We start from the raw sequence: 24,189 nt of genomic DNA on the forward strand, positions 1-24,189 counted from the left end.
ACACCTTACTCGTTTTGAGTAGGTGCTTTATTATCAGCTTGTTGTTGTTCATTTTGTTGTTCATTTTGTTCTTGCAATATTGCTTTTAAAATTGCATTCTCATGCGTAAGTCTTGAATTTTCCTGCACTAGATTGCTTATAACAATTTGTGGGTTTGCTTGTATGCTTTGTTCATTCATAATTTTGCCTCCAATTCCGTTTCTAATGCACGGACTTTTTTAGTTAATTCTTGTATAGCTTTAAGACACCATGCCGTCATTTCATAAGAATCGACACCGTCTCCGTTTTTCCATTCGTCTGGCGTTTCTCTTTCTAAGACAACACCATGCCTAACTCGTTGACTGTCTTCTTCCATTTCTGAATATAGCTTATAACTATATAATTGCACTCGATCAACCAAATGTTCTAATACATCTATATCCCAATTCTCAATATCATATTTATAACGTTCAGAGGACGTCCACGTTGCACTTGCTGCTCTAATAGGTATATATGAATTAGTGGAATTCCGCTTTGTAATACGGACTTCGTTATTCGCTCTTAAATATAAATTAGAGGCGTTTGTATTCGGATTGATTTCCAAGAAATTTGCATATAGTCCATTGGCAGCTAAGTCGCGCCAAATAATATCCCCACCATTATATAGAGAACGTCCAGTGATTCTAACGCCATTATCACTTCCGATATAAAAGCGAGCGTTTGAATCTCGATGAGATACTGATGCTAGCCAACCCGTACCACCTCTTATATCAACATAGCTATCTGTCGTACCTCTAACAGTAAACCTCACCTCTGAGCCTCTGTCAGGTCGAATATAAATATTTTGGCCCGCTGTGACATAGTTTGAATCTAAATAATTACCATAAAAACCTAATGCTCTAACATCTCTATAAATCGTATCTGTACCATTATATCCACCACGAGATGTCACACGTACTTCTGCATCACTGCCCAAGTAAAGATTAGTACCTCCATTAGTCATAACCTTATTACCTATAAAACTATCTGCTCTAATGGGTACATAGCGATAACTATCCCATGCACCGTCACTTGGTATTTGTGTAATGTCAACTGCTCGAACTTCAAAGCCTTGTTGAGCTGCTAAATACACATTGGAATTAGATGTTCCTAATGCTGCACTTGTAACCAATAATCTATCCATACTAAAACGTTTAGACCCATCGGGGTTTAACATCTCAATACCATTGATACCCATATCAAGTTTATGACCATCTGCTCTAGTCATAGTTATAGTGCCATTTTCAATATTTACTGACGCTTTATTGTCTTTCGCCTCAATACGTTTTGCGGTAATATCAACACTGTTTAAATAATTGATAGTCGCTTGTTTAGAGAATAGTTTATCTATATAAGCGTCCTTAATTGTTGTGACACCATCTTTAACAATGACATCTCCATCATTAATTTCAAATACATTGGCATTAATTTTAACGCCACCTGGTCCAACATTTAAATCATTCACATTCCCATTGTCATCATAAGATAATGTAACACCGGTAGTAGTATTGATTAATACTTCTGATAAAGTCTTTGATAAAGTTTGTTTAGTTTTATTAAATTCTTCTTCACTAGCTTTTAATTTAATGTCTATACCATTTTGTTCTATGCTCGTTTCCATTGTTTCAAGACGTTCTTCTTGTTCTTTTGGTGCCTGTGAATAATCGCCAATCTTATTCCCTTCAACTAGCATTGCGTCTGTAACTTTAATTTCAGTTGTGTCATTCTCTGGTGTTGAACTAACCGCTGAATAAATCAATAAAAGTGTACTTGGAACATTTGCTACAAAAGTAAGTTTATTATGGGTGCTATTATCAATTGTTATATATATTGATCCATTACTCGGTTCATATGGCAATACAGTTGTTTTCCCAAAATTATCTCCACTTGTAACTTCCATATCGAATGTTAATGTATACTCTTGCCCAACTTTTAAAGGCTCTGTTAAATGGTAAACAATTCTTCTATGCCTGGAACTTCCAAATAAATCCGAACGTTCTTTACTATTCAATAATAAGTTACGTGTACCTATTTTCATCTTGTTGTATTTGGTCAAAGTCACACGGTCTTTTATCAATTTATCTAATTGTTCTCTTGCGCTATCTGCACTATTTAAACGTTCAACAATACCTTTCTTATCTGTTTCATAATCAACACTTTTCACTACTTGTTTAAATTGTTCTTCGGTATCTTCTCGTAATGCTTGAATAGCACCGCTGATTAAAGAACCCTCTCCAACAAGAAAACCATCTTCTGTATATTCAAACCCAAATTTATCAGCTACATTTTGCATGGCTTCATTGAATTTTTCTTCTGTGTATTGTGATTGTAAGTATTTCAAACGTTCTTGAATAGCTTTCTCTGCTTCGATTAGCGCCACGATTAGATAATAAAAGTCATTTCTCAAGTCTACTAATGCGCTTTGCCATTCCATTAGTCTACCAATAGTGGCAGTTTCTTCAGTCATGCTATCCATGTAATTTTTAACGATTTGTAATTTCGCCAGCATATCACTTAAAGCTTTTTGCAATTTACCTTTAACATCTAAATCAACGAGATACTCTGAGCTTAATGCAACATTAGTTCTTTCCATCTGATTAGCTATTTCAGCACTCATTGAATGTGTAGCTTCTAATAATTGTCTATAAATAATGACTTCTCTGCTTAAACCACCGATTTGCTCCACATCATGTGCCGAAGCATGTTTCCATTCGCCATTTACAAACTCTCTTAAAACAGCTACATTTGGATTTGATGTGTCAAACCAAAAATCACCTTCTTCAGGATTATCAGGTGGTGTTGGCCCACGATGTAGTTTCCTTTGTAGACGTTCAACTTCTTCATCAATACGATCTGTAATGATTGAGCTAACATTGTTTATATCGTCATTAAATTTCTTCTCTATATCTTTTAGACGACTTCTAAAATATTTAAGTAAATCATCTTCTTCATACTCAACGATATTGCCAAACGTCCAAGTTAACTCCCCTGATATCAATTCATGTGTGAAGCCAATCACTTCACTTTCAGCATATAAACTAGGTGTGAAATCAGTATTCTTAATTCTGATAATATCTCCAAACCTTATAATTTCATGTGGATAGTCTTCTTCTAAATCAAACGCTTCTATTTCATAACTTAAAGCTGCACTGTTACGTTTATTTAGTTCTGTTTTTGTAAGTGTCGTCAATCTTTCAATTGTCATATCTTGGTCATCTGATTCAGGTTCATAGATACCCCATAAATAACGCTTTGGTAAATTGAATTGTTGTTGTGCTTCATCATCTACTACAACTGTACTGATACGTGTTCCGTCATCTTTTTCAGGCCCAAAAGCAAATAAGGCAGTTTTAACCTCTGTCATATCAACCGTACGTTTCATAGAAATTAAATCTTTACCATATACGATCTCCTTACCTTTAAATAATGGCTTTGGTTCAAGCATATTTACTTTTCTTTTAACAACTTCATTACCATCAATCTCTATTTCATAATCTGGCTCTAATTTATAAGTTGTGGTTAATTGGCTTATCATTTCATATGGTGTTCTTACTGACGTCCATGACATCGATTTAATTCCGCCATATTCACAAAGACCAACTTCCCAACCTGAATCTTTTAACGTTTCTGAAAGGGCCTCGTTTACAGTCATTTTCGTAAACTTACCAGCGGGTATTGGCTTAGCTTTTCCGATATCTTCTACATAAGAAGGGTCACATTCAACTTCTAATATATCGCCACTTTCTTCAATTCTGTTGATAATGAACTCTCGATACGCATTGGTTTTATCTTGTATGATGACACGATTACGCTTTTTAAAGTGTTCAGCTCTCTCACTTAAGATTTCTATATTTAAAAGTTCACTTTTGTCTTGTTTGTTTCTCGTGTATTCAGCTCTAGTCACAGCAATATCATCACTGCTAATAAAATCAATTATTTTACTATTAAAATCTAATACATGGATCAAGTGGCTTTACCTCCTTTCTTAGTAATAACTATCACGCCATATCGCTTTTGTATCAAAAGTACCTTCAGGTTCTATTACTAATTCCGACATCCCACTATCTAACATGAAGTAATTTGAGCCAAAATCTTTCATCTCAAGTGCATTCTCATCATTTAAAGTCACAATATTTTGCCCCGTATCTACAACAATAAAGTCACCTTTCCTTATTACGATAGGTGTGACATCAGATTGCTTCGGCAGCAACTCTTGTACAGAGAACCCTAATAAATTTACATACATTCTTTTTTCATATTTAGCTGATTTACCAACATACATTTGAGCAATCCTTGCTTTACGCTGATAAAAATTGCCGCTATCTTTAAAAATCTTAGAATCTTTATCAAGTGGTTTTCTTCTTCCTTTATCTTTACCATAATCATATTTACAAGTTTCAATGTATATCTCATTGCCTTTACGTTCTAATGTCATAAAGACATGCATGTTAGCTATTTTCAAATATTTAAATGGTGTTTCTCTTGTATAAATACGTTGTGCCTCGCCATGTTCATTGTAGGCATATGCGATAATTTGACCGAAGTTACGACTAGTTGATGTATTGACATAACCGATACTGAATAACGTTCTATTATTCTCATCAACTATATAGGTAAAACCTTTACCAGGACCTGTATCTGCATGATGTCTCACAAGTACTTTGAACTTCACTCTAAAATCACCTAAACTTTTACCTAATGATTTATAAATTGCTGCACCATGCCAATTGGTTGATACAGTAGTACCGTAATTATTAGGATAGATACTATCCTTTAATTCAGATACACCAAATCGACCCCCATTTGCATCTCCACCGTCTAATAAGTTACCAAACGTTGTGTTAGCCCCTACATACGCCCAGTTGCCAATTCCTGTGTGAAATTCATCATTGAATAAAAAAGGTTCTTCATCTTTATTAAATTTGTTAGCATCTTCTGATTTACCAATCATAAAATAGTCTTTAGCTACACCATCTTTACCTTTAGCAACCATGAAACTCGTTGCATCTTTCAGGGCTCTTGCTTCAATGATGACAGGTGTATCTGCAGTTCCATTGTTAACAACACCTATTTGGTCAGAAACAGCAGTATTAAATAGTTCATTTACTGAATACCTACGAGGGTCTAATATTGTTAATTTCAAATTAAATTTTGTTATTTGACCTTCAGTATTTAAAGGTATTTCGAAAGGACCATCTATGTGTACTTTCCAAAACCAATTTTGATTACTAAATCTAAAAGTAACAGGTTCATCATAATTCACAAACTTTACTAACTCATTAGTAATTTTATCATGATTTTTTGTACCCCCTTCTGATAGGTAATCGTTATGAACTATCATGGGAATTTCAATTTCATATCCATCAATTTGTCTTGCTCTCTTAACACTTCCAGGTCTACCCTTTATTTTTTCAACTTCAGTAACAAAATTAAAAGAGGGTATATTAAACCCTCTTTCAACAATTAGCCATGAAAGTCTTTCATTATTAATTATAATAGTCTCTATTTTGAAGACCTCCTCTCATATGCTGATTAAAATTTACTTTTACGCTTTTTAGTTCTTTCATACTTATCTATTCCATTAAAAACTTGTCGCTCATGTTCATATTTATCAATTACAGGCCTAAAGTCTTTAGCAGCAATTTGAGCTAAGAATTCAACAGAGTCTTTCAACGCATTGATTGTTTCATCTTGCTTTTCAATCATTTTAAGTAATAATGAAGTTTCTGAATTACCGTCATTTGAGTTCTTTGGCTTAGGTAATTGGTTCGGACGTTTGTTATTGTTTGATTTAATATCATTAGCAGCTAAGGCTAATAACTTCATCGCATCATTTCTTCTTGATGGATCCCTTGGAATTATCCATTCACCATGACCTTGTTCTGCAATGTTATACCAACCGGGCGTGTTAATTAAACCACCTGTAGCGTAACCATGTCCATGACCGATGACACCTAGTAAACTTGAGCCATAACGCCTTTTTGCGTAATTCATACCAGCTACTAAGTTATGCAGTGGGTTCCAAATATTACCCATACCTTTACCTTGATTGGCTTTGAAAGTACCAGGTTTAACTTGTACAAGCCCCCTTGCATTTCCATCAGCTAATCCGTCATTTCCACCCATTGCTCTAGCATTACCGCTTGATTCTGTTTCTATTTGCTTAAGCCAAGCATTAATATACTTTTGTGTAACAGGCAGTTTGGCAATTTTTAAGGCAGTCCTAACTGTACCTAACCAACTACCACCAGACTTGCCACCTTTGCTTTTAAGGAATTTAACTGGGTCTTTTGTATTTCTATTAGTTAAGGCATTGGCTGCAGGTTCTTCTATTTGTGTGTGTAAATGAGGACCTGTTGTGTTAGCCCCACTATTACCCGTTTTAGCAAATGTTTGTCCCTTTTTAATACGACCTGTTTTTAGCACATCCGTTAAATGTAAGTAGTATTGAGCCAACTTACCATTTAGTATTTGCGCTACAGTACCTCCACCTGGATCATATTGTTTTCTTACAATACCTCCAGTTGGTGCTTGTATCTTTTCGTATTGATGTGGAGTATCAATACCATAATGTCGACCGCCATTGATTGATAAAGGATATCCGGCTAATGGTTTATTTGGACTATATCCATAACTGATACCATGTTTTAAGATACTTGAACCATCAACATTTCCGTATCCACCAGCATCGTCAAACCAACTCATCACTTTTTTAACTAGTCCTTTTTTAAGACCAGTATATCCATGTTTAATAATACTTCCATAAACACCTTTGATTTTAGAAAAATCTACACCAAATTTTTCGAGTGCAATTTTCACTAATTTACTAGGTTTTTCAATGTAGTCCCATACTTCAAATGCCTTTGATGTTGCTTTACCTACAACTTCGCCACTTTTTTTAGCAAGTGTATCTGTTCCGGCATTCCAAGTAGCTTTTGCTACGTCCCAACCTTGAGTAAATGGGTCTTTTTTCTCTTTAGTCTGTTTCTTTGTGCCAGATCCCGCACTAAATCTAGGTATCATGCCACTACTAATCATTGATTGAGTTTGCTTACCATTTATAACTTCCATACCTTTACTTAAAGGTACAATTACGTTACGACCTTGAGGTGCAAACATTGTTCCATCTTTATCTCTGATTAACTCCTGATGTCCATTAGGACCTTTACCATTGCCTCGACCTTTGTCATTAACCATGGCAAGAGTATTTTCTTGTAATTGACCTTTAGAATTAGCTTTCACATCACCATTGCTGCCGGTACCAGTAGATAATTTAGGAACTTTACTACCAATTAACTTTTTATCCATAATTTTTTTAGATAACCAGTTAACACCATCTATCATTTTGTTAAGTCCAGATATAGCACCATTTGCTATACCTTTACCAACTTTACTTGCAATATTCTTAAAGCCGCTTACTGAATCAGATAAGAAACCTTTAAGTTTATTAATCCACGACTTACCTTTATCATACATGGCCTTGAAACCATTAATAACACCATTTTTAGCACCAGTAACTAATGTAGTAATTGTGTTTTTAATACGTGTCCATAAATTTTTTGTGAAATTAAATGTTTTTGTGAAAATAGATTTTACGGAGTTCCATAACTTTGTAAAAATATTTTTAACATTTGACCATGCAGAACTTGCAAGATTTTTAATAGTGTTTCTCAATTTCGTCCATAAATTTTTAGCAAAATTAAACGTTCTATTAAATAGATCTTTTACAGTATTGTATAATTTTGTGAATATATTTTTTACGTTTGACCATAAACTTTTTGCAAGTTTCACAACATTATTTTTTAATGAAGTCCACAATTTCTGAGTGAAATTTTTAACACTCGTAAAAATGGATTTGACTGATTTATACAATCCTGTAAATTTATTTCGAACATTAGTCCAAATACTTGTTGCCGTTTTAACAATAAAGTTTTTAATAGAAGTCCAAATTTTCAATAAAAAGCTTTTAGTATTCGTGAAAATACCTTTTGTACTAGTGAACACTTTTCCGAATATTTTCTTGGTAATATTCCAAATAGCGCCTAGTGATTTACTGAAAATGCCTTTAATAGCACTCCAGATTCCACTCATTGTAGTTTTTAAGAAACCACCAAATAACTTCACAACTTTAAGTATTTTCCCAACAAACCAAAGTTGTACTAAATTCAAAATTAATTGAACTACACCTTTTAGAACTTGAACTAATCCATTCAAAGCGCCTTTCCAATTTCCAGTTAACAAACTGCTGAATATCTTGATTGTTCCTAGTATGATATTTAAAGCGCCTTGAATGACACCTTTTATGCTATTCCATACACTAACAATTAATGCCTTTATGGCAGGCCATAATAATTTCATGATATTCCAAATCAAAGTCATTATCGGTTTAATCACAAAATTCCAAATTGTACTAAATACAGTCCCTATTACCTGTCCAATATTTTTAACAGCTTGTGTAATTTCAGTACCATTCTTAGCCCAAAAAGCACTAATCTGTTTACCTATTTCCATACCAAAACTTTTTACTGCGTTTACAACTTGGAAGAAAATAGTTTTAACTTTTGTTGCAAAATTAGTTAATCCTACAACAACATTAGGAGGTAATATTTTTGATAATGTTATTACTCCATCTTGTCCATTTCCTTTAAACAGTTGGAAAAAGCCCTTAATAATATTTCCTACGTTAATAAACGTTTGCTTAACTCCGTTTATGGCGTTATTCACAATATTTCTGAATGTTTCAGACTTTTTATAAGCTATTGTGAACCCAATACCTAATGCAGTTAATCCTCCAACAATCCATAATAAAGGACCACCTGCGAATGTTATTGCACTACCTAATAACGGAAACATTCTTGTGGCAGTAGCTAACTTACTAGATAGAAATGCCATTAAACCGCCTGCTTTACTAACACCTATTAGTAACGGACCTATAACACTCGCAATATTTACGATTGAGGTTGCCATAAACCCAAATAAAATTAATAATGGCGGTATAGTTGCAGCAATTCCTGTAAGTATAGTGCCTATTACAATGACAGACTTTGGTAATTTACTTATTTTATCAACAACAAATGTTACGGCATCTGCTAACTTTCTTAATGCCGGACCAAAAGCATTACCTATAATAATTGCTAGAGATTCAAAAGCGCCTCCTAATTGTTCTAGAGAACCTTTTAAATTGTCTTTCATTTTATCTGCGGCTGTTTTAGATGCACCACCAGAATTTTTTAAAGACGTAGAGTATTTCTCTAACTTTTTAGGACCGGCTTCAATCAATGCTAGAAAACCAGACGCAGCCTCAGTACCTACAATTGCAGATACAGACGCTAGCTTTTCAGCTTTAGACATCCCAGAAAGTTCATCTTTGAACTGTCCTATTAAAGCAGGCATTCCTACGAATTTACCTTTACTATTTTCAAGATGAATACCCATTTTTTCCATTTGTTTAGATGCTTTTTCTGAAGGTTTCGCTAATCGGATAAACGACGCACGTAATGCAGTACCGGCTTGAGAACCTTCAAGACCACTATTACTCATTATCTCAATTGCTGCTGAAGTATCTTCTAAAGAAACGCCTAAGGCATTAGCAGGGGTACCTGCATACTTAAGGGCATCCCCCATATACTTAACGTCTGCTGCTGAATCATTAGCTGCAGTTGCTAAGATATCTGCAACTTTAGCTGATTCACTAGCTTTAAGTTTAAAGGAATTTAAGGTAGACGCCATGATTGAGGCAGTAGTCGCTAAGTCTGCACCACTTGCTTCTGCAGCACTGATTGTTCCAGGCATAGCTGCCATAATCTGATTAGTATTCATACCAAGTGCTGCGAGTTCTTCCATTCCTTTTGCAACTTCATTTGCAGATAATGATGTTTTTGCACCCAAGTCTACAGCTTGATCACTCATTGCCTTAAGTTCTTTTTTACTTGCCCCTGCGATAGCACCTACTCTTGCCATCTGTCCTTCAAAATCTGCACCAACTTTAACTGCTGCACCAAATCCTGCAACTACTGGCATTGTCATGTAAAGTAATCCAGTTGTACCTGCAGACCGCATATTCATACCCGCTTGATTAATTGTATCGCTATACTTATTAACACTTTGGGTCATTCTTCCGAAACCTGTAGAACCTAGAATTTGTGCATTCTTTTGTTGTGTATGGAATTCCTTATAAGCTTGTGCTGTTTGTTTTAATTCTGTTTCTAACTCATTCATTTGAATCTTTTGATGATTTATAGATTCCGATAGTTCTCGCGCTTCTTGGCTATTTGCCCCTTGAGTTTGTTTAACAATTTTGTATTGAGTTTCAAGTTCTTTTAAAACTGTTTTTTGCTCTCTAAAAGATTGGTTTAAAGTTTTCAAATGCGATCTATAAGATTTAACACTTTCGCCTGCAGTACTGAAATTACTACGTGATAAAGATAAAGCACTATTCATACCTGAAATCTTACTACGTATTTCTGCCATTGTAGAAATACCTTCACGTTGTTCCATTTCCAATCTGTTATGTTGTTGAGTTGTGTCTTTTAATTGAACACCAAGTTCTTTAAGTTTAGTTTTTTCTTCAAGTAACGTTAAATTTAACTCTTGTGCTTCCTTACTAGTTTCTCCATATTGCTTTTTGGCATAGTCATATTGTCTTGATAAGTTTTGAACAATAAGCTTTTGGTCTTTCATACTATTATTTAACTCAGCAATATGCGCTTTATAAGCTTTTGCAGTCTGACCAGTTAATTTAAAATTACTAGAACTTATTTTTAAAGCATTAGATACTTGAGTTATTTTTTGTCTAATTTCAGACATAGATTGTGTTGCGGTTTTTTGTTCAAAAGCAAATTGTTTAGCTTGAACAGATGTTTGCTTGTATTGAGATTCTAAAGCATTCAGTGAGTTTTTTTCTTGAAGAATTTTTTGTTTTAATTCTAGTGCTTCTTGACTAAGTTCACCTTTTTCTTTAGAAACTAATTTGTATCTAGTCTCAAGAGTTTGAATTGTTCTTTTATGCTTCTCAATTACAGTATTTAAAGACTTTAAATAGTTTTCATAAGTTTTAGTTGACTTCCCGGCACGTTCAAACGCCATATTAGCTATATTCAATTGTTTACGCATAGTCCCCAAAACTGTAGAAATCTTCTCCATTGAAAACACTGTTCGTTTTGTATTCTGTCCAAATTGATCCATTTCATTTTTTGTTTGATTCAATTGACGTTCATACATATTGAGTGCTTTATGTTGTTTACTATATTCTAGTCTTAATTTCTCAGCTTCTGCACTAGTTCTTTGTTCTTCTATAGTCATTTTACTCAGACGTTTTGTAATTTCTTCCATACTATTCTTTGTAATATCGATACCTTTTTTTAATTCTTTGGCACGTTTGTTAAAAGATTCCATACTTTTTTCGCTATGTTTAAAATTACTTGTTGATCTACTCATTTCACTAGATAAAATTTTGAATTGACCTTTTATCTGTTTAAGCGTTCTTTCAACATTTACATCTTTCATATTCATTAATACTGAAAAACCTTTGATATTATTTGGCACTTATCTCAACTCCTTTCTTAAAATATTCATAAAAAAAGACCCTTAGCTATCGGCTAAGGGTTAGAATTTAGCAAATATAGCATCAGCTTTAGCATCAGAAACAACTTTATTAGTATGGCGCTCATCAAGAATTTGTATAATATAATGTAAAGGCATTTTTAGGACGTCATTTACATCTTTACCTTCTTTCATGAAATCGCGCACTATCACATCAAGGTTCTGAAGCATACCCTTATAAGTCAAATCACTTTCTTCTATTTGCTTTAGCTGAGACTCTGTATAAACTTTTTTGTTTCATCGTCTTGTTGACCATTAGCAATAAATTCGATTTGCTTTTGTAATGCAGAGATTGCATCAGGTGCATGTAAACGAGTTTTAACATCTTTTTTAGTAAATTGTTTACCATAGATTTTAACTACAGCATCAATTAACTTTTCAAGTTGCTCTTTAAATGACATTTCTCTTGTTCCATTTTCAACTTCTTCTAATTCAGCCATAATGTCAGTTGCTTCATAAAGCACTTCTAACGGAATGAAATGTGGCGTTAAGAATGTTTCCATTTTAATTTCTTCAGCGTTTGGATTTTCTACTAATTGAATGTAATTTCTTTTTAACTTATTTGACATTTTTTACGTCTCCTTTAACTTTCATATTTCTTTTGAAAAATTTTTGATCATATCCCGCTTCTTTTAAACGATTTTCAAAATCAGTAATGTATTTGACAGTTTTGTCGACAACTTTTCCTTTCTCAAATACTTCACCTGTTTCTTTATCACGACATTTATTTAATACTTTAAATTCAGCCATGTTTTTCACCTCATAATATTATTTTTGTATACAAAAATAGGCGACCTTTTACAGTCACCTTTAAATATTTATTAACCTTCTGGTATTCCTTCAGCAACGTCCTCTGAAGTATAAGCACCTTTTAATAGACGTTTGAAGAATTCCGCTTCATCTTCATCTTTTGTCTTAGAATCAAAGATAATCTTGCGTACATCATCACCAATTCTGTGCATTGCAGTACCTTCTGATTCTTCTTGAGAGAATTCCCAATTGTCTTCTGCAGATTTACCGTCTAGATTTGGTTCACTAAACATTACTTTCGTAAGACCGACACGTTGGAATGAACCATCACGTCTCTCACGCTTAAACCATACAGCTACATAGTTATTTTGCTTACCTTTTTTCTCTTCATAAATTCCTTTTTCATCATAGATCTCATTGAAGATAAGTGTTCGAATTTCTTGTGGAAAAGCATGCATCGTTAAGTTGATTGATGATTCTCCATCTGTATTACCAGATTCAATAATCCCACCATCTGCATATGCATTCACAATTTCTCCACCAGTTTCAACACCGATTTCTTGTAAGCCTCTAGTTTGCGTTACTTTTTCATATTTAATTCCATTTTCACCTGGTTCGTCTGCTGTTAAAACAGCAAAACCTAAATCCTTTATATTAATATATGCTTTTGGTGTTTTAGCTTGTTTTACCATAATTAAAATTCCTCCTCATAAAAAATAGCCTCATATCGTCTAGTTGAGCGATATAAAGCGAATTGTTTGTTAGTTTCATTTCCCATATTGCTTGAGAGACTTATCTTGTGTTTATTCCATAAAATCTTTTTAATCCGACTAGATATTTCATTTCTTCTTAATCTCGCATTAAAGCTTTTGTTTGCCTTTACATAAACATCAATTTGAAATGCATAATTTTGAGCCACCATATCACCATCATAATATTCTTCTGGGTAAGGGTCATCAAAGTCATCAAGAATAACAGTTGGTCTTAGTATATTTTCTGCATCAGGTGTATCATTAAAATAAAAGTCTTCTTTTTTTACAAGCGTCATTAATTCATCGTCATTTACTAAAGTATCATATACATAATTTAAAATATCTATCATATATATTTTTCTACTTCTGTTTGAACTGTTTTATAAAAGGTCTGACGTGCGCTTCTTAAGGCTTTTTCTATAGCGCCATACCCTCTAGGTTTAATGAATTTACCGCTTGCCGTGTGAAAACCTTTTTCATTTAAATGTACAATACTATACCTGTTTTTTGGACCTTCCCAATATATTCTCACGGATCTTATACCGTTTTCCCACATTGGTTTTGTCAATTTGATTTCCCCATACTCGGCACCAGTATCTCTGAAATATCTTAAGTTAGCTTTAACTGCGTTATACACTTCTTCTCCGGCTTTAGACAATGCTTCATCATATATCTTTAACATTCGTCTTTTACCTAAAGTTTGTTCCAAATAACTCATGATAGCTTTTTCGTCAAAGAATACGCCTGATTTATTACCTGCTTTTATTCTCATGATGACTCACCTACAATCTTCATATAACTTTGATTAATAACACTTAAATGTTTGATATTGAACACTTTTTCTTTATAAAAACCGGTTTTTACTATGAAGTAACTAGAGGTTTTTAAAGCCACTCGTTCTGGTACCCTTCTAATAATGAGAGTTACAGAAGTAGCGTTTAGGTTTAAATCACCTAGCTTAAAATCTTTTTCAGAGGGATCATATAAAGCACAACGACATTTATATATTTCTTCGTCTTCTGTATCGTAAGCTTCTGGACTGTGTTTTGTTTTACCAAAAAACGTAACAGAATCTTTAAACTCGTTAAACTTCATCTTATTTACCTCCTACCAAGATTTTAATTTCAATATCATATTTTCTAATGCCTTCTCGTTGAATTGTTTAGTATATGGGTTCTGTTCTGTATATCCTCTTGTTTCATAATCTCTTGCGACAATATATTTAATTGCTAAACAATAAAGTGGGTACTCGGGTTCTCCATCTGAATACTCGGACACGCCACTTAAATTCAATTCAGATTTAGCAGATGATATTAAATCTTTTATAACATCATCATCTGCTTCATGTTCAACAATCAACCAATTTTTAATACTTTCTATATCCATTTAGTATTCCCCCTATGCTGTAGGAAGTTCAGATTCTTCATCATCAGAAGATTCCTCTGTATCCCCCACTATATTTGGGGGATTCTTAGGGCAATTCTACTACTTTTGCGATACGGAAAGCTGAATCAAGCGTACGTTGTTGGTCATACCATGCAGTTAACACGAATAAGTATTCACCTTTTTTAACATCTTTGTCTGTGTCGTACGTTGTGTTGTCGTAGTTGATGCCGAAATAGTTAAAGTCCCCTACAATTGGTTTAACTGCAGCGTCAGTGAATACTACTGGTTTACCGAATACTTTTTCAGCAGGTGTATCAAAGAAGTTAGTTGTTCCGTTAGATAATGTTGCAATAATAGATACATAATCAGAGTATCTCATGTAAATTACTGCATTTTCACGGTAATCTTCATGTAAATCTGCTAAAGCATTTACAACTGCGTTATAGATGCCTGCGCCTTCAACTTCTTTAATTTTTCCATTATAGAATGACATATGTTCTAATCCAGATTTAGGTTCAACTGCTAAGGCATCTTTACGCTCTTTAGCTGCTAAACCTGAAGCAAGTGCATTTTCTACCCAATTGACTAAATCTACGTCTGAACCATGAATGACAGTATCAGAAATCGCAGCAAATACTTTGAATTTATTTGTACCATATTTAACTGTATCGCCTTTTAATTCTAATTCTTTAGCAGTTTCTAAATCTGTAATAAAGTCGTCATCATCTAATGTGTAAGATACACGTGGAATTTCTAAACCTTTGATGTTTGTTAAGCGAGCTTTTTCACGTAATTGGTTTTTAGCAAATGGCTCTGAGACAATCTCTTTAGAGAGTGTTTTTGGTAAGAATTTATCCCCACCAGACTCATTTCCTGTTGGTAATGCATGTAATAAACGTTGTGCCTCTTGTGAAGGCTTGGCGAATTCATTAGGTAAAATTGCATGACGGTAGAATTCAGCTTTAGCTTTTACTAATTTTTCTGAGTCGTCTAATCCTGTATAACCCTCTGTATTATCTTTAACTTTTGATTTCTCTTTTTGTTCAATCTCTTTAACTTGAGACTCTACAATTTGAAATCTTCTTTCTAAATCTTCTTTTTCTGTTTTCAACTGGTTAATGTCGTCCATACTTACGTTTGGATCAGTTGCTTTTTTACCTAAATCTTCATTTTTTTGTTTTAATTGTTGTCCAATCATACCTAATGATTGTTTTAATTCATAAAGTGTTGGCATGTTAGTTTCCTCCTATATTTGAAACATAATTTTTAAATTTTCACATTCTCTTGCTATTTTTTCTCTTTCATTCTTTTCTTCTTGAGACATAGTTTCTTTAGGTGTTTCAACCGCTGAATTATCATCTAAATCAGTAATATTTGTGATTTTATCCACGTCTTCTTGTACACTTTTTGGTGTTTTGCGGAAAAGTTCTAATTGTTTTTTAGAGATACTTGCAGCAATTTCATTCGTTCCTAGCACTTCGTCTACAAAACCTTTTTCTAATGCTTCCTCTGCAGTTAGCCATGTTTCGGCATCTAGCATTTGCTGTAGTTCTTCTTCTGAAACATTTTTCGCTTTATCCAAATACGCGTGATTGCTAGCTTTGTCAGTTTTATCTAACAAATCAGCTGTTTCACGTAATTCTTTTGAGTTGCCCATAGTGATAATCCATGAATTGTGAATCATTAAAAGGCTATTTTTATGCATAAAAATAGTGTCACCGCTCATTGCGATAACACTTGCGATAGATGCAGCTAATGCATCAATGTAGATATTAATTTTTGCGCTATGCATTTTAAGCATGTTGTAAATAGCGTGACCTGCAAAAACATTTCCACCAGATGAGTTGATATGAACATCTATTTCAGACACATTTCCCAAATCATCTAATGATTTCTTAAAATCTGTAGCTGAGACTTCATCCTCTTCCCCCTTGCTACTCACTATGTCTCCGTAAATCAGCACTTCTCCTTTAACGTCACTTTTCTTTTTCACTTGAAAGTAAGTTGCTTTCTTCGTCATTTGTCCCACCTCCTTTCAAGTTTCTTTTTGTAGGATCCATCGTAATCGGATATAAATCTCCGCTTATAAATGGAACGTCTCCACCCTCAATTGGTGGTAAATCTTCAAGCGCTCTAATTTCATTAACAGAATAATAGCCACTTCGCGATGCTTTGAAGTATACTTCAGCCTGAGTTTGACTATCTGCTCGAAGGTAAGATTTAACATTAAACTTAAAATACATACCTTGTTTTCTATCATCACTCGTTAATAATTTACGATTAAACTCGCTTTCATATTGTCTAATAATGGGTAATAAAGTATGTTGTAAATAATATCTATTAATTTCTTCGTTTTTTGAGAAGTTAATACTTTCTTTTGCATTTAAAAATACCGCCGGAATCTGGAAAACATTCGCAACACGTTCACGTGTTAAGTTTTCAGATGCGACGATATCTTCTGATACATATTTTCGATCTAAAGGTTGCACTTCAACACCGGGTTCTTGAAAAAGTACCCCGCCGTTTTCTTCATAAAACTCTTTAAAATTATCTACAATACTTTGTTTTTTGGTTGTATCTATATTTGAGCCATATTTCAATACAAATGAGTCAGGTTTTTCCATTTCGCGAAGATTAAACGTTCTTAAAGCACTATCAAAATCCATAGTATTTTTTAATACATCAATAGGACTAATACCCCTCACCATATTAGAGGCGACAATATGCTTAAAATGAAGTACATCCATATTATGTACGATTAATTTATTGTCAGTCGCAGCGTGTATCGTGTAATAAAGTTCTTTTGATTTATTTTCCATCATTATTTCGACTGTATCTGGATTAACAAGATAGAGTTTTGAAGGTTGGTAAAACACATCTCTTTCTATTAGGACATAGGCGTTACCTTTTTCATTACGCATTGTCTCTATTTGATTGATAAAATCGAAACTGCTTATCGAGTTATTTGGAGATGATGTTAGTAAATCAGAAATATCATTCGTAACCGTTTCGTAATTTTCATACAATTTAATCGGTAGACCTGCTATTGAATTTGATAGTTTTGTTACAGCAGAAAAAATAGTTTCATTTGTTTCTAGTGTATTATTAGAAACTCCCCAAAACGTTTTATTTCTCCATGGACTGAAATCGTATAAATTCTGTGTAGACTTATCAACCCAATTATCTATAAGACGCCGTTTGATTCTTTGCATAACATTCGGTTTAGCCACTTAACCACCTCCTTTTTTCATTAAATCTTTGAAACTCATAAATTCTATTTCGCCAGTTCCAGAGTCACTGACGATTTTACCCATAACATCTGTGTAAGTATTAAGCAGGGCAGCAAAGCCATCTATTTTTCTATACTTACTTTGTTTTGAAGGTAACCAATTTCCATTTCTGTCTTTTTTCAATTGAACGTTATTGATATACCATCTCAACAATGGATTATTATTAAATATTACTTTGCCATCTAGAAACATTTCTTTAAGGTCTTTAAGTGCTGGGCTTAAAGTCAAAGCACCTTGTCTTGTTTCTTGAGTATCGAATCCATAATTTATAAGTTCTTGATTTAATTTATAGGCATTCGCTCTATCATAAGTAATTTTCTGTACTGGAAAATTCTTATCTATTTCCAATATCCAGTCATAAACTTTTTGATAATCAATGTACTGTCCTTCGCAAATTGTTAAATATCCCTCTTCGGCCCATTCTCTATACGGGATTTTTTCATTTGCATATTTAACTTTTTGTTCAGGAATCCAAGAATGTGAAATCACTGCTATTTCTCCACTTTCTAAAGCGAATGTAGCACAAGCAGAGGTGAAGTCTTCAGTTTCAGACAAATCGTATCCAATGGTACATGGACGACCTTTTAAATCATTGAAGTCGACAACTTTGTTATTTTTAAGTACTGTATTATGGTCAATAAATGCCATTTCATCATTGTTAGCAAAAATATTAAATCTCTTTGTAATAAAATCTCCGCGCTCTTCTGGTACGCGTTTCGCTTTTTCCCAATCTTCTTTCATTTCCTCTAGATCAATTGAAACACCTATATTAGGATTTGCTTTTATCCAAGTAGAAGAATCATTCATATCATCTTCATCATCAAGTGAGGCTAAGAAATAAAAAGTTCTTTCATCTTTTACTATGCCATCTAAAGCATCCTTACCTGCTTCGACCATGTCCACTAAGGGACCATCTAATTGAAACCCTGCTGTCGTAATATAAATTAAAAGTGGCTGTCTTCTCGACTGTCTACTATTTTTAATAACAGATATCAACTTATAGTTTTTATATTCATGTATCTCATCAAATATACCAATATGTGTATTTAAGCCGTCTAGTTTTTCACTATCTGCTGCTTGTGGTTCAATTTTAGAGTTTGTTTTGTCATAAAATATCGCATCTCTTCTTGATCTAAAATTTTTCTTTAATACAGGAGATGCTTTTATCATATTTTTAGATTCATCAAATAGAAGTCTTGCCTGTTTCATACTATTTGCTAGCAACACAACATCTGCACCAGGTTCTCCGTCTTCTGAAACACCAAAGTTAGATTCTCCAGAAATTAGAGTTGTCTTCCCATTCTTTCTGCCAACAAAGATAACGCCTTCTTTAAATCTTCTTAGTTTTGTTTCTTTATTAACCCAACCATGCAATGAACCTAATATGAAATGCTGCCAAGGTTGTAATATAAGTTGTTTATAATTACCTTTTGAGGGTTTACAGAATTTCTCAATAAACCGTATAGGCTTATGCCCTAATTCTTCATCAAATTCCCATTTACTTGATTCGTCTTTCAAATATCTTAAATGTCTTTGGCATTCTTTTATGACATATTTGCTTGCAACAATACTCCCTTTAACAACTTGTTCTGCATACCAATTAGTTAGTAATTTTGGAGAGGGTTTATTCAGGACTTTAATAGTCACCGAAACCGTCATCCTCTTCTATAATTCTTTCTCTTTGAGCAGCAGTAAGCCCCATAGATTTCAATAAGTTGTTTAAAGTTTGTACTGTTTTAGTAAGTTCTATGCTTAACGGGTTTTTAACGAGGTTAGTCGCACCCGCTTTATTCGTATACTCGTACATAAGCCTTGAATTGTTAACTTCATCACGTAATCTTTCGTAATAATCGTATGTTTCAATAAATATATTTATTAATATGTCATCAGATTTTTGGTAGTTATCTATAAACTTTTTTAATTGTGCTTTGGTAATTCTCATGCGATTACCCCCTTTCATGAAAAATCCCCCGCGTTGCAAAGTAAGGAACATCTCCGGTTACCCGGAAACCGCGCCACTGTCGCATTGGTAGGGGGGTGTTCATTTTGTAGATATTTGTCATTTAGATTTTGACAATTTTTATATTTCTTTTCGATTCCTTTTTGTCATCGTCGGCATGTATTTTATTGTGACATGCACTACATACACACATTAGATTATTAAGTTCTAATGCTTTTGAAAAATCTTCAGTTACATAAATGATATGGTGAACTATTTCAGCAGTTTTAAATTTGTTTTCTTTTAAACACATTTGACATAAATAGTTATCTCTATCCAATGCCATCTGCCTCAATGTTCTCCACGCGCTAGAACGATAAAACCAATCATACTTATATTCTTTCCTGCCATGTTTATATGTGTTCATAGTTTAAAGACTCCTTAGTCTAGATACATATTGGATCACATACCTTTCAGCTTGAGTAAGCAAAACAAAAGGACCATACTCTATTGAGTACAGTCCACGGAACAACTACTAATGTATCTTCGCTACAAGTCGCTTACAGGTAATCGAATGATTATAGAAATGAAATTAGTTGTCTATCGTAAAGGATGTGATTAATTGTTATCTATAATCTTTCCACACTATCATAATAGCACCGATTTACTATCAAAAACTGCCACATATCTGCCACTTACCATTCTCCTAACTCTTCTGCTAACTTCTTTATTACTTTAGCTTTAATACGGTGACCTGTTCTTTCTCCTATGAATATGTCGTTGCATACTTGAACATATGTGCGTCCTCTTGGGTCGAAGTAATAATGCTTGATGAAGTCCTTCTCTTTCTGCGTTGATGTATTGAATACTCTTTCAATAGCGATTGACAACTCTTTTATTCTTGCAATCCTTATATCAGTTAAGTAATTCGTTACTCTCATCTCTGTTATAGATGTGTTGCTTGGCTTATGTTCTCCGCCAGTATTAGTATCTGTTGGTATCCATGGATTGAATATATCTTCTCTTAACAGATGAATCCTTTTGTCATAGTTCTTATAATCGTATAACTCATCCTCTAACTTTCTTACTGTTGATAATCTTAAACCATACTTCATCTTAGTATTCATTAAACCATAACCCCTTCCATTTCAATCTCTTTCAACTGTTACCTGGATTACTCCATGCTTTATCTCTAATGTGTTCAGTGAGTCTGTTATACTTCTTATTCACTTCTTCATACATCTAATCACGCTCCTTTAACAAATTCTTGAGTAAGCGTATCTCTTTATTTTTTTGATGTAATAACAAATTCGCGAAAAATACATGCAATAATAATAGTGTTGATAATATTGTTACAGTCATTACTTCTCACGCTCCATATCATTTATATATCCGACTAAACTTTTATATCTCCACTCGCTAGGGTTGTTTTCTTCTTTGAGTCTGATGAAATGCGTAAGTCTCTTATATTTCTCACTCAACTTTTCATACATTGGTTTGTATGTTTTAATCGCATCAAGATGCATTTCTATTGCTGCCTTTTCTTCCCTCAACATAAAATAACTTTTTCGTGTAGTTTCATGTTAATTACCCTCCGAATCTCCTACTATCTCCCAACATTCATCTAATTTCCCTATATTACGTGTAGAAATATTCCAATCTCCATTGGCATAATTAACTAGTTCTTGTTGGTAATCTTCGGCATTTAATCAGCCTCCAAATCAAACAACTTTTGATTATTTTCTTCTAAACTTTTAAACAACATTTCCATATGCTCTTTTGGATAATTCCCATCATTTCTGAGACGCATTTTATATTCAGCTTTCATATTATTAATCGCTTGTTTCATATGCCACCTTGTTAGCTGTTTAACATCATTTGCAAATTCATCTGACATTGCCATAATATCTCCACTATCTTTTGTGTCGTATATAACAGGTCTAACTTCTAATGGTCTATTGAATGTCTTGTTGTAATCTGTAATTGCCCATTTGAGTTTTCTTTGTAAGTCGAAGAATGATAACTGTTGTATTTCTTCAATAGTTAGATTAAATAATGCCATGTCATTCACGCTCCCTAATACCTAATTCATTCAGTCTATCTCTGAAATCCATATACTCTTTCTTACCTGGACATGCTTCAACTTTTCTGTGAATGAATCGCGAGAAGTCTTTGAGTAATTCTCGTTGTTGTTCAACATCTTTGATAAGTGAGTCACGTTCACGCTTATACTTAATACTTTCTTCGACTGCTTCTTTTAATCCAGCTGTTAATTTGTCATGTGCCATTTTGTACTGATCGAGTTCGTTGTTAAGATTGGCATTTTCTTCTTTTAAATTATCGATGAGTTTATCACGAGTTTTTTGGTTCTTTTTTAATAGAGCTATATCTTCTCGTAACAAATTACCTTGGTGTTTTAACTGATCGAGTTCTTTTTTTACCTCTTCATACATCATCAGCAACTCTACTTGGTCCTTACTACCTTCCATACTCCACCAGCCCTTTCTCTTTAGTCCATATCAATTGATCTATCCTATCGTTTTTCATTAAATATATTTCTAGATATACAATTCGATTTTTGGTGTGTATTTAACCATAACTATATCCCTCCTTAATCAACCCATAATATCTCTGTTTCAAGTTCTTTTATTTTTCCGTCTATTAAGTCAGGTGACTTTTGTTCTGCTAAATTTTTAATATAATCTACTGCCTCTTCTTTCGTTCTACCTGGTGCATATGTTTCGACTTTTAGTTCTGCAGTGACTTTCACTACAACTAATCTTTGTGGTTGTTCCATATGATCACTCCTCACTTAGATTCTTCCCAAAAACTATTAACTTCTCTTTCAAGTTGCGCTTTCCTTCTCTCAAAATCTTCAGATATTTCTGTAGTAGATGATTCTTTGCTAGTTGCACCATTCTTTTGTTTAATTAACCATTCTGGTGTTTTCTCTTTTGATTGATATTGGTTATTATTTCTAGATTGATATTGTTGTAGTTTTCTTTTCTCATAGGCTCTAACTTCTTCAAAAGAATTTAAGTTAGCATTTATCCAATTACGTAAAACGCCTTTAGTATATCCCCAACTGATATTATTTCTGTCTATCGCAATCTTCATTGCAGCTATTACGATATCGTCACCGTTATATTTGAAATCATCTATAAATGCACCCATTTCATCACTGATATGACTATTCAATAACCCAAATCCATTTGATTGATAGAAGTCGAAGGCTTTCACTTCTTTTTCAACTTTTGGCTTCTTCTCTTCTTCTACGTCTTTCTCTCTATCTAATTCTTTATCTATATCTTCTTCTATCTCTCTATCTATATCTGTACCGTCACGTGACGTCACGCTAACGTCATTACTATTCTTTAAAAGTTTCTGTTCTTTTTTTCTTTGTCGATATTTTCTATTTCTCTCCGCATTTAGTTGTTTAACTCTATCCATACCATCAATATTTTGATGATTTTCCCAATTTTTAATTTTAATTGCACCATGTTCAGATTTCTCAATCATTCCATATCTTTCAAAAGTATTTATTGCTAATCTAACGGTATTCAATGGTCTGCCAAATATTGTCGCAAGCTCCTCTATATTCATTGGTATTTTTTCGGTTAACATAATATATCCACCAGCATTAACTTTTCCTGCATAAGCAATTAACTTTATCCATATAATTAAAATTGAATCTTTATCTGGTAATGCTTCAATCAATTTAATTTTTTCATTTTCAAACATATTTGTTTTTAATTTGACCCATGTTATTTCAGCCATTCTTTCCACCTCTTAACATTCTGTTTAATCTTTCATCTACTTGAACCCAACTATCCTCTAAATGGTATTTTTTATTAAAGCTATCCATACCTATCGTGTGCTGTTCAGTATGGTGTTCTCTACAAAGTGCTAACACTTTATTATCTGTATGATCAATCTTGTTTCTGTTCCGTCCTCTACCTACTGCGTTAAAATGTGCTAAATCACTATTAGGCTTGCCACAGATGACACATTTTCTGTTCAGGGTGTTTAAGTATAGAAAAGTCTTATCACCTCTTAAAAGCTCGCTAGTACGATAATTTAAAGGAACATCATGTAAAGCAACCCAATTTAATATCACTTCTATAATTTGATTAGCCACTTTCATTGAACATGACGATAATGAAATCTGCTTATCATAGCCATAAATAAATCGGACATAATCTTGGAACATATACCGCATATACTCTCTTGGTTGCCCTGTATAATCTTCTATATCATTCACCAGCGCGAATATCTTACGACGTTGTTTATCCGTTATCGTATCGATATCTAGTACATCTAACTTCACGTTGACAGGCACATTGTTATCGAGCAGTAACGTTGTTTTATTGTCTAGTTCAGCATCATCTATGACGATAGTATGGCTACCGTCATAGTTTTGCTGATACGCTATAATTTGAGTCATTTGTTCACT

At 33.5% G+C, this 24,189-nt stretch carries 25 protein-coding genes; all 25 read right to left on the reverse strand.

The window, feature by feature from the left end:
• Positions 1-5: 5 nt before the first annotated feature.
• A complete protein-coding gene (locus MUA60_RS12215; RefSeq protein ID WP_262641677.1) occupies positions 6-179 on the reverse strand; it encodes a hypothetical protein in 174 nt (57 codons plus the stop codon).
• Entirely contained in the window at positions 176-3,985 is a 3,810-nt protein-coding gene (locus MUA60_RS12220; protein WP_262648431.1) for a phage tail spike protein, read from the reverse strand. Before MUA60_RS12220 ends, MUA60_RS12215 begins: the two co-directional genes overlap by 4 nt.
• Positions 3,986-4,003: 18 nt before the next feature.
• Positions 4,004-5,524 carry a phage distal tail protein gene (locus MUA60_RS12225; protein ID WP_316964827.1) on the reverse strand — a complete coding sequence of 507 codons (1,521 nt, stop codon included), beginning with the start codon at positions 5,522-5,524 and terminating at the stop codon, positions 4,004-4,006.
• Positions 5,525-5,550: 26 nt separating this feature from the next.
• Positions 5,551-11,562 (reverse strand): phage tail tape measure protein, encoded by a 6,012-nt coding sequence (locus tag MUA60_RS12230; RefSeq protein WP_262648432.1) that lies wholly within the window; start codon positions 11,560-11,562, stop codon positions 5,551-5,553.
• A gap of 60 nt (positions 11,563-11,622) precedes the next feature.
• The gene (gene gpGT, locus MUA60_RS12235) at positions 11,623-11,754 is read right to left on the reverse strand and encodes a phage tail assembly chaperone GT (RefSeq protein ID WP_262641680.1); all 132 of its coding nucleotides are present in this window, start codon (positions 11,752-11,754) and stop codon (positions 11,623-11,625) included.
• 71 nt (positions 11,755-11,825) lie between these two features.
• Entirely contained in the window at positions 11,826-12,188 is a 363-nt protein-coding gene (gene gpG / locus MUA60_RS12240; protein WP_058591715.1) for a phage tail assembly chaperone G, read from the reverse strand.
• The gene (locus MUA60_RS12245; protein WP_058591716.1) at positions 12,178-12,369 is read right to left on the reverse strand and encodes a hypothetical protein; all 192 of its coding nucleotides are present in this window, start codon (positions 12,367-12,369) and stop codon (positions 12,178-12,180) included. Before MUA60_RS12245 ends, gpG begins: the two co-directional genes overlap by 11 nt.
• A gap of 71 nt (positions 12,370-12,440) precedes the next feature.
• Positions 12,441-13,064 (reverse strand): major tail protein, encoded by a 624-nt coding sequence (locus MUA60_RS12250; RefSeq protein ID WP_262650626.1) that lies wholly within the window; start codon positions 13,062-13,064, stop codon positions 12,441-12,443.
• Entirely contained in the window at positions 13,064-13,471 is a 408-nt protein-coding gene (locus tag MUA60_RS12255) for a hypothetical protein (RefSeq protein WP_210126855.1), read from the reverse strand. The genes MUA60_RS12250 and MUA60_RS12255 overlap by 1 nt, the downstream gene beginning before the upstream one ends.
• Positions 13,468-13,893 carry a hypothetical protein gene (locus MUA60_RS12260; protein ID WP_262641681.1) on the reverse strand — a complete coding sequence of 142 codons (426 nt, stop codon included), beginning with the start codon at positions 13,891-13,893 and terminating at the stop codon, positions 13,468-13,470. Before MUA60_RS12260 ends, MUA60_RS12255 begins: the two co-directional genes overlap by 4 nt.
• Positions 13,890-14,216, reverse strand: a complete 327-nt coding sequence (locus MUA60_RS12265) for a hypothetical protein (protein WP_262641682.1) — start codon at positions 14,214-14,216, stop codon at positions 13,890-13,892. The genes MUA60_RS12260 and MUA60_RS12265 overlap by 4 nt, the downstream gene beginning before the upstream one ends.
• A gap of 12 nt (positions 14,217-14,228) precedes the next feature.
• On the reverse strand, positions 14,229-14,507 hold the full coding sequence (locus MUA60_RS12270; RefSeq protein WP_262641683.1) for a head-tail connector protein: 279 nt from the start codon (positions 14,505-14,507) through the stop codon (positions 14,229-14,231).
• An 85-nt stretch (positions 14,508-14,592) separates the two neighbouring features.
• Complete coding sequence (locus MUA60_RS12275; protein WP_262648433.1) at positions 14,593-15,741, reverse strand: phage major capsid protein; 1,149 nt, start codon at positions 15,739-15,741, stop codon at positions 14,593-14,595.
• A 12-nt stretch (positions 15,742-15,753) separates the two neighbouring features.
• Positions 15,754-16,527, reverse strand: coding sequence for a head maturation protease, ClpP-related (locus MUA60_RS12280; RefSeq protein ID WP_262641686.1), 774 nt, complete (start codon positions 16,525-16,527; stop codon positions 15,754-15,756).
• Positions 16,484-17,719 (reverse strand): phage portal protein, encoded by a 1,236-nt coding sequence (locus tag MUA60_RS12285; protein ID WP_262643471.1) that lies wholly within the window; start codon positions 17,717-17,719, stop codon positions 16,484-16,486. Before MUA60_RS12285 ends, MUA60_RS12280 begins: the two co-directional genes overlap by 44 nt.
• An 18-nt stretch (positions 17,720-17,737) precedes the next feature.
• Positions 17,738-19,444, reverse strand: a complete 1,707-nt coding sequence (locus tag MUA60_RS12290) for a terminase large subunit (RefSeq protein WP_262648434.1) — start codon at positions 19,442-19,444, stop codon at positions 17,738-17,740.
• Positions 19,434-19,739 (reverse strand): P27 family phage terminase small subunit, encoded by a 306-nt coding sequence (locus MUA60_RS12295; protein WP_058591724.1) that lies wholly within the window; start codon positions 19,737-19,739, stop codon positions 19,434-19,436. The genes MUA60_RS12290 and MUA60_RS12295 overlap by 11 nt, the downstream gene beginning before the upstream one ends.
• A 121-nt stretch (positions 19,740-19,860) precedes the next feature.
• Entirely contained in the window at positions 19,861-20,163 is a 303-nt protein-coding gene (locus MUA60_RS12300) for an HNH endonuclease (protein ID WP_262641688.1), read from the reverse strand.
• A gap of 268 nt (positions 20,164-20,431) precedes the next feature.
• Positions 20,432-20,863, reverse strand: coding sequence for a DUF722 domain-containing protein (locus MUA60_RS12305; protein WP_219926193.1), 432 nt, complete (start codon positions 20,861-20,863; stop codon positions 20,432-20,434).
• Positions 20,864-21,097: 234 nt separating this feature from the next.
• Complete coding sequence (locus MUA60_RS12310) at positions 21,098-21,289, reverse strand: hypothetical protein (protein WP_262648435.1); 192 nt, start codon at positions 21,287-21,289, stop codon at positions 21,098-21,100.
• A gap of 152 nt (positions 21,290-21,441) precedes the next feature.
• Positions 21,442-21,798 carry a hypothetical protein gene (locus MUA60_RS12315; protein ID WP_262648436.1) on the reverse strand — a complete coding sequence of 119 codons (357 nt, stop codon included), beginning with the start codon at positions 21,796-21,798 and terminating at the stop codon, positions 21,442-21,444.
• 1 nt (position 21,799) lies between these two features.
• Entirely contained in the window at positions 21,800-22,225 is a 426-nt protein-coding gene (locus MUA60_RS12320; RefSeq protein WP_262648437.1) for a serine--tRNA ligase, read from the reverse strand.
• 122 nt (positions 22,226-22,347) lie between these two features.
• Entirely contained in the window at positions 22,348-22,533 is a 186-nt protein-coding gene (locus MUA60_RS12325) for a hypothetical protein (protein WP_262648438.1), read from the reverse strand.
• An 11-nt stretch (positions 22,534-22,544) separates the two neighbouring features.
• On the reverse strand, positions 22,545-23,513 hold the full coding sequence (locus MUA60_RS12330) for a phage replisome organizer N-terminal domain-containing protein (RefSeq protein ID WP_262648439.1): 969 nt from the start codon (positions 23,511-23,513) through the stop codon (positions 22,545-22,547).
• On the reverse strand, positions 23,506-24,180 hold the full coding sequence (locus MUA60_RS12335; RefSeq protein WP_262648440.1) for a putative HNHc nuclease: 675 nt from the start codon (positions 24,178-24,180) through the stop codon (positions 23,506-23,508). The genes MUA60_RS12330 and MUA60_RS12335 overlap by 8 nt, the downstream gene beginning before the upstream one ends.
• Positions 24,181-24,189 lie beyond the last annotated feature (9 nt).

It is taken from the genome of Mammaliicoccus sciuri (genome assembly GCF_025561425.1).
Lineage (GTDB): Bacteria > Bacillota > Bacilli > Staphylococcales > Staphylococcaceae > Mammaliicoccus > Mammaliicoccus sciuri_A.

Excerpts from the sequence above, each read along its gene's own strand:
- MUA60_RS12260 (WP_262641681.1), bottom strand. The coding sequence starts at position 13,893 with ATGAGAATAAAAGCAGGTAATAAATCAGGCGTATTCTTTGACGAAAAA.
- MUA60_RS12335 (WP_262648440.1), bottom strand. The coding sequence starts at position 24,180 with ATGACTCAAATTATAGCGTATCAGCAAAACTATGACGGTAGCCATACT.
- MUA60_RS12245 (WP_058591716.1), bottom strand. The coding sequence starts at position 12,369 with ATGGCTGAATTTAAAGTATTAAATAAATGTCGTGATAAAGAAACAGGT.
- MUA60_RS12300 (WP_262641688.1), bottom strand. The coding sequence starts at position 20,163 with ATGAACACATATAAACATGGCAGGAAAGAATATAAGTATGATTGGTTT.
- MUA60_RS12295 (WP_058591724.1), bottom strand. The coding sequence starts at position 19,739 with ATGAGAATTACCAAAGCACAATTAAAAAAGTTTATAGATAACTACCAA.
- MUA60_RS12320 (WP_262648437.1), bottom strand. The coding sequence starts at position 22,225 with ATGGAAGGTAGTAAGGACCAAGTAGAGTTGCTGATGATGTATGAAGAG.
- MUA60_RS12255 (WP_210126855.1), bottom strand. The coding sequence starts at position 13,471 with ATGATAGATATTTTAAATTATGTATATGATACTTTAGTAAATGACGAT.
- MUA60_RS12265 (WP_262641682.1), bottom strand. The coding sequence starts at position 14,216 with ATGAAGTTTAACGAGTTTAAAGATTCTGTTACGTTTTTTGGTAAAACA.
- MUA60_RS12330 (WP_262648439.1), bottom strand. The coding sequence starts at position 23,513 with ATGGCTGAAATAACATGGGTCAAATTAAAAACAAATATGTTTGAAAAT.
- MUA60_RS12315 (WP_262648436.1), bottom strand. The coding sequence starts at position 21,798 with ATGGCATTATTTAATCTAACTATTGAAGAAATACAACAGTTATCATTC.
- MUA60_RS12305 (WP_219926193.1), bottom strand. The coding sequence starts at position 20,863 with ATGAATACTAAGATGAAGTATGGTTTAAGATTATCAACAGTAAGAAAG.
- gpGT (WP_262641680.1), bottom strand. The coding sequence starts at position 11,754 with ATGAAAGAAGGTAAAGATGTAAATGACGTCCTAAAAATGCCTTTACAT.
- MUA60_RS12325 (WP_262648438.1), bottom strand. The coding sequence starts at position 22,533 with ATGGAACAACCACAAAGATTAGTTGTAGTGAAAGTCACTGCAGAACTA.
- MUA60_RS12215 (WP_262641677.1), bottom strand. The coding sequence starts at position 179 with ATGAATGAACAAAGCATACAAGCAAACCCACAAATTGTTATAAGCAAT.
- MUA60_RS12275 (WP_262648433.1), bottom strand. The coding sequence starts at position 15,741 with ATGCCAACACTTTATGAATTAAAACAATCATTAGGTATGATTGGACAA.
- MUA60_RS12270 (WP_262641683.1), bottom strand. The coding sequence starts at position 14,507 with ATGGATATAGAAAGTATTAAAAATTGGTTGATTGTTGAACATGAAGCA.
- gpG (WP_058591715.1), bottom strand. The coding sequence starts at position 12,188 with ATGTCAAATAAGTTAAAAAGAAATTACATTCAATTAGTAGAAAATCCA.
- MUA60_RS12280 (WP_262641686.1), bottom strand. The coding sequence starts at position 16,527 with ATGACGAAGAAAGCAACTTACTTTCAAGTGAAAAAGAAAAGTGACGTT.
- MUA60_RS12285 (WP_262643471.1), bottom strand. The coding sequence starts at position 17,719 with ATGCAAAGAATCAAACGGCGTCTTATAGATAATTGGGTTGATAAGTCT.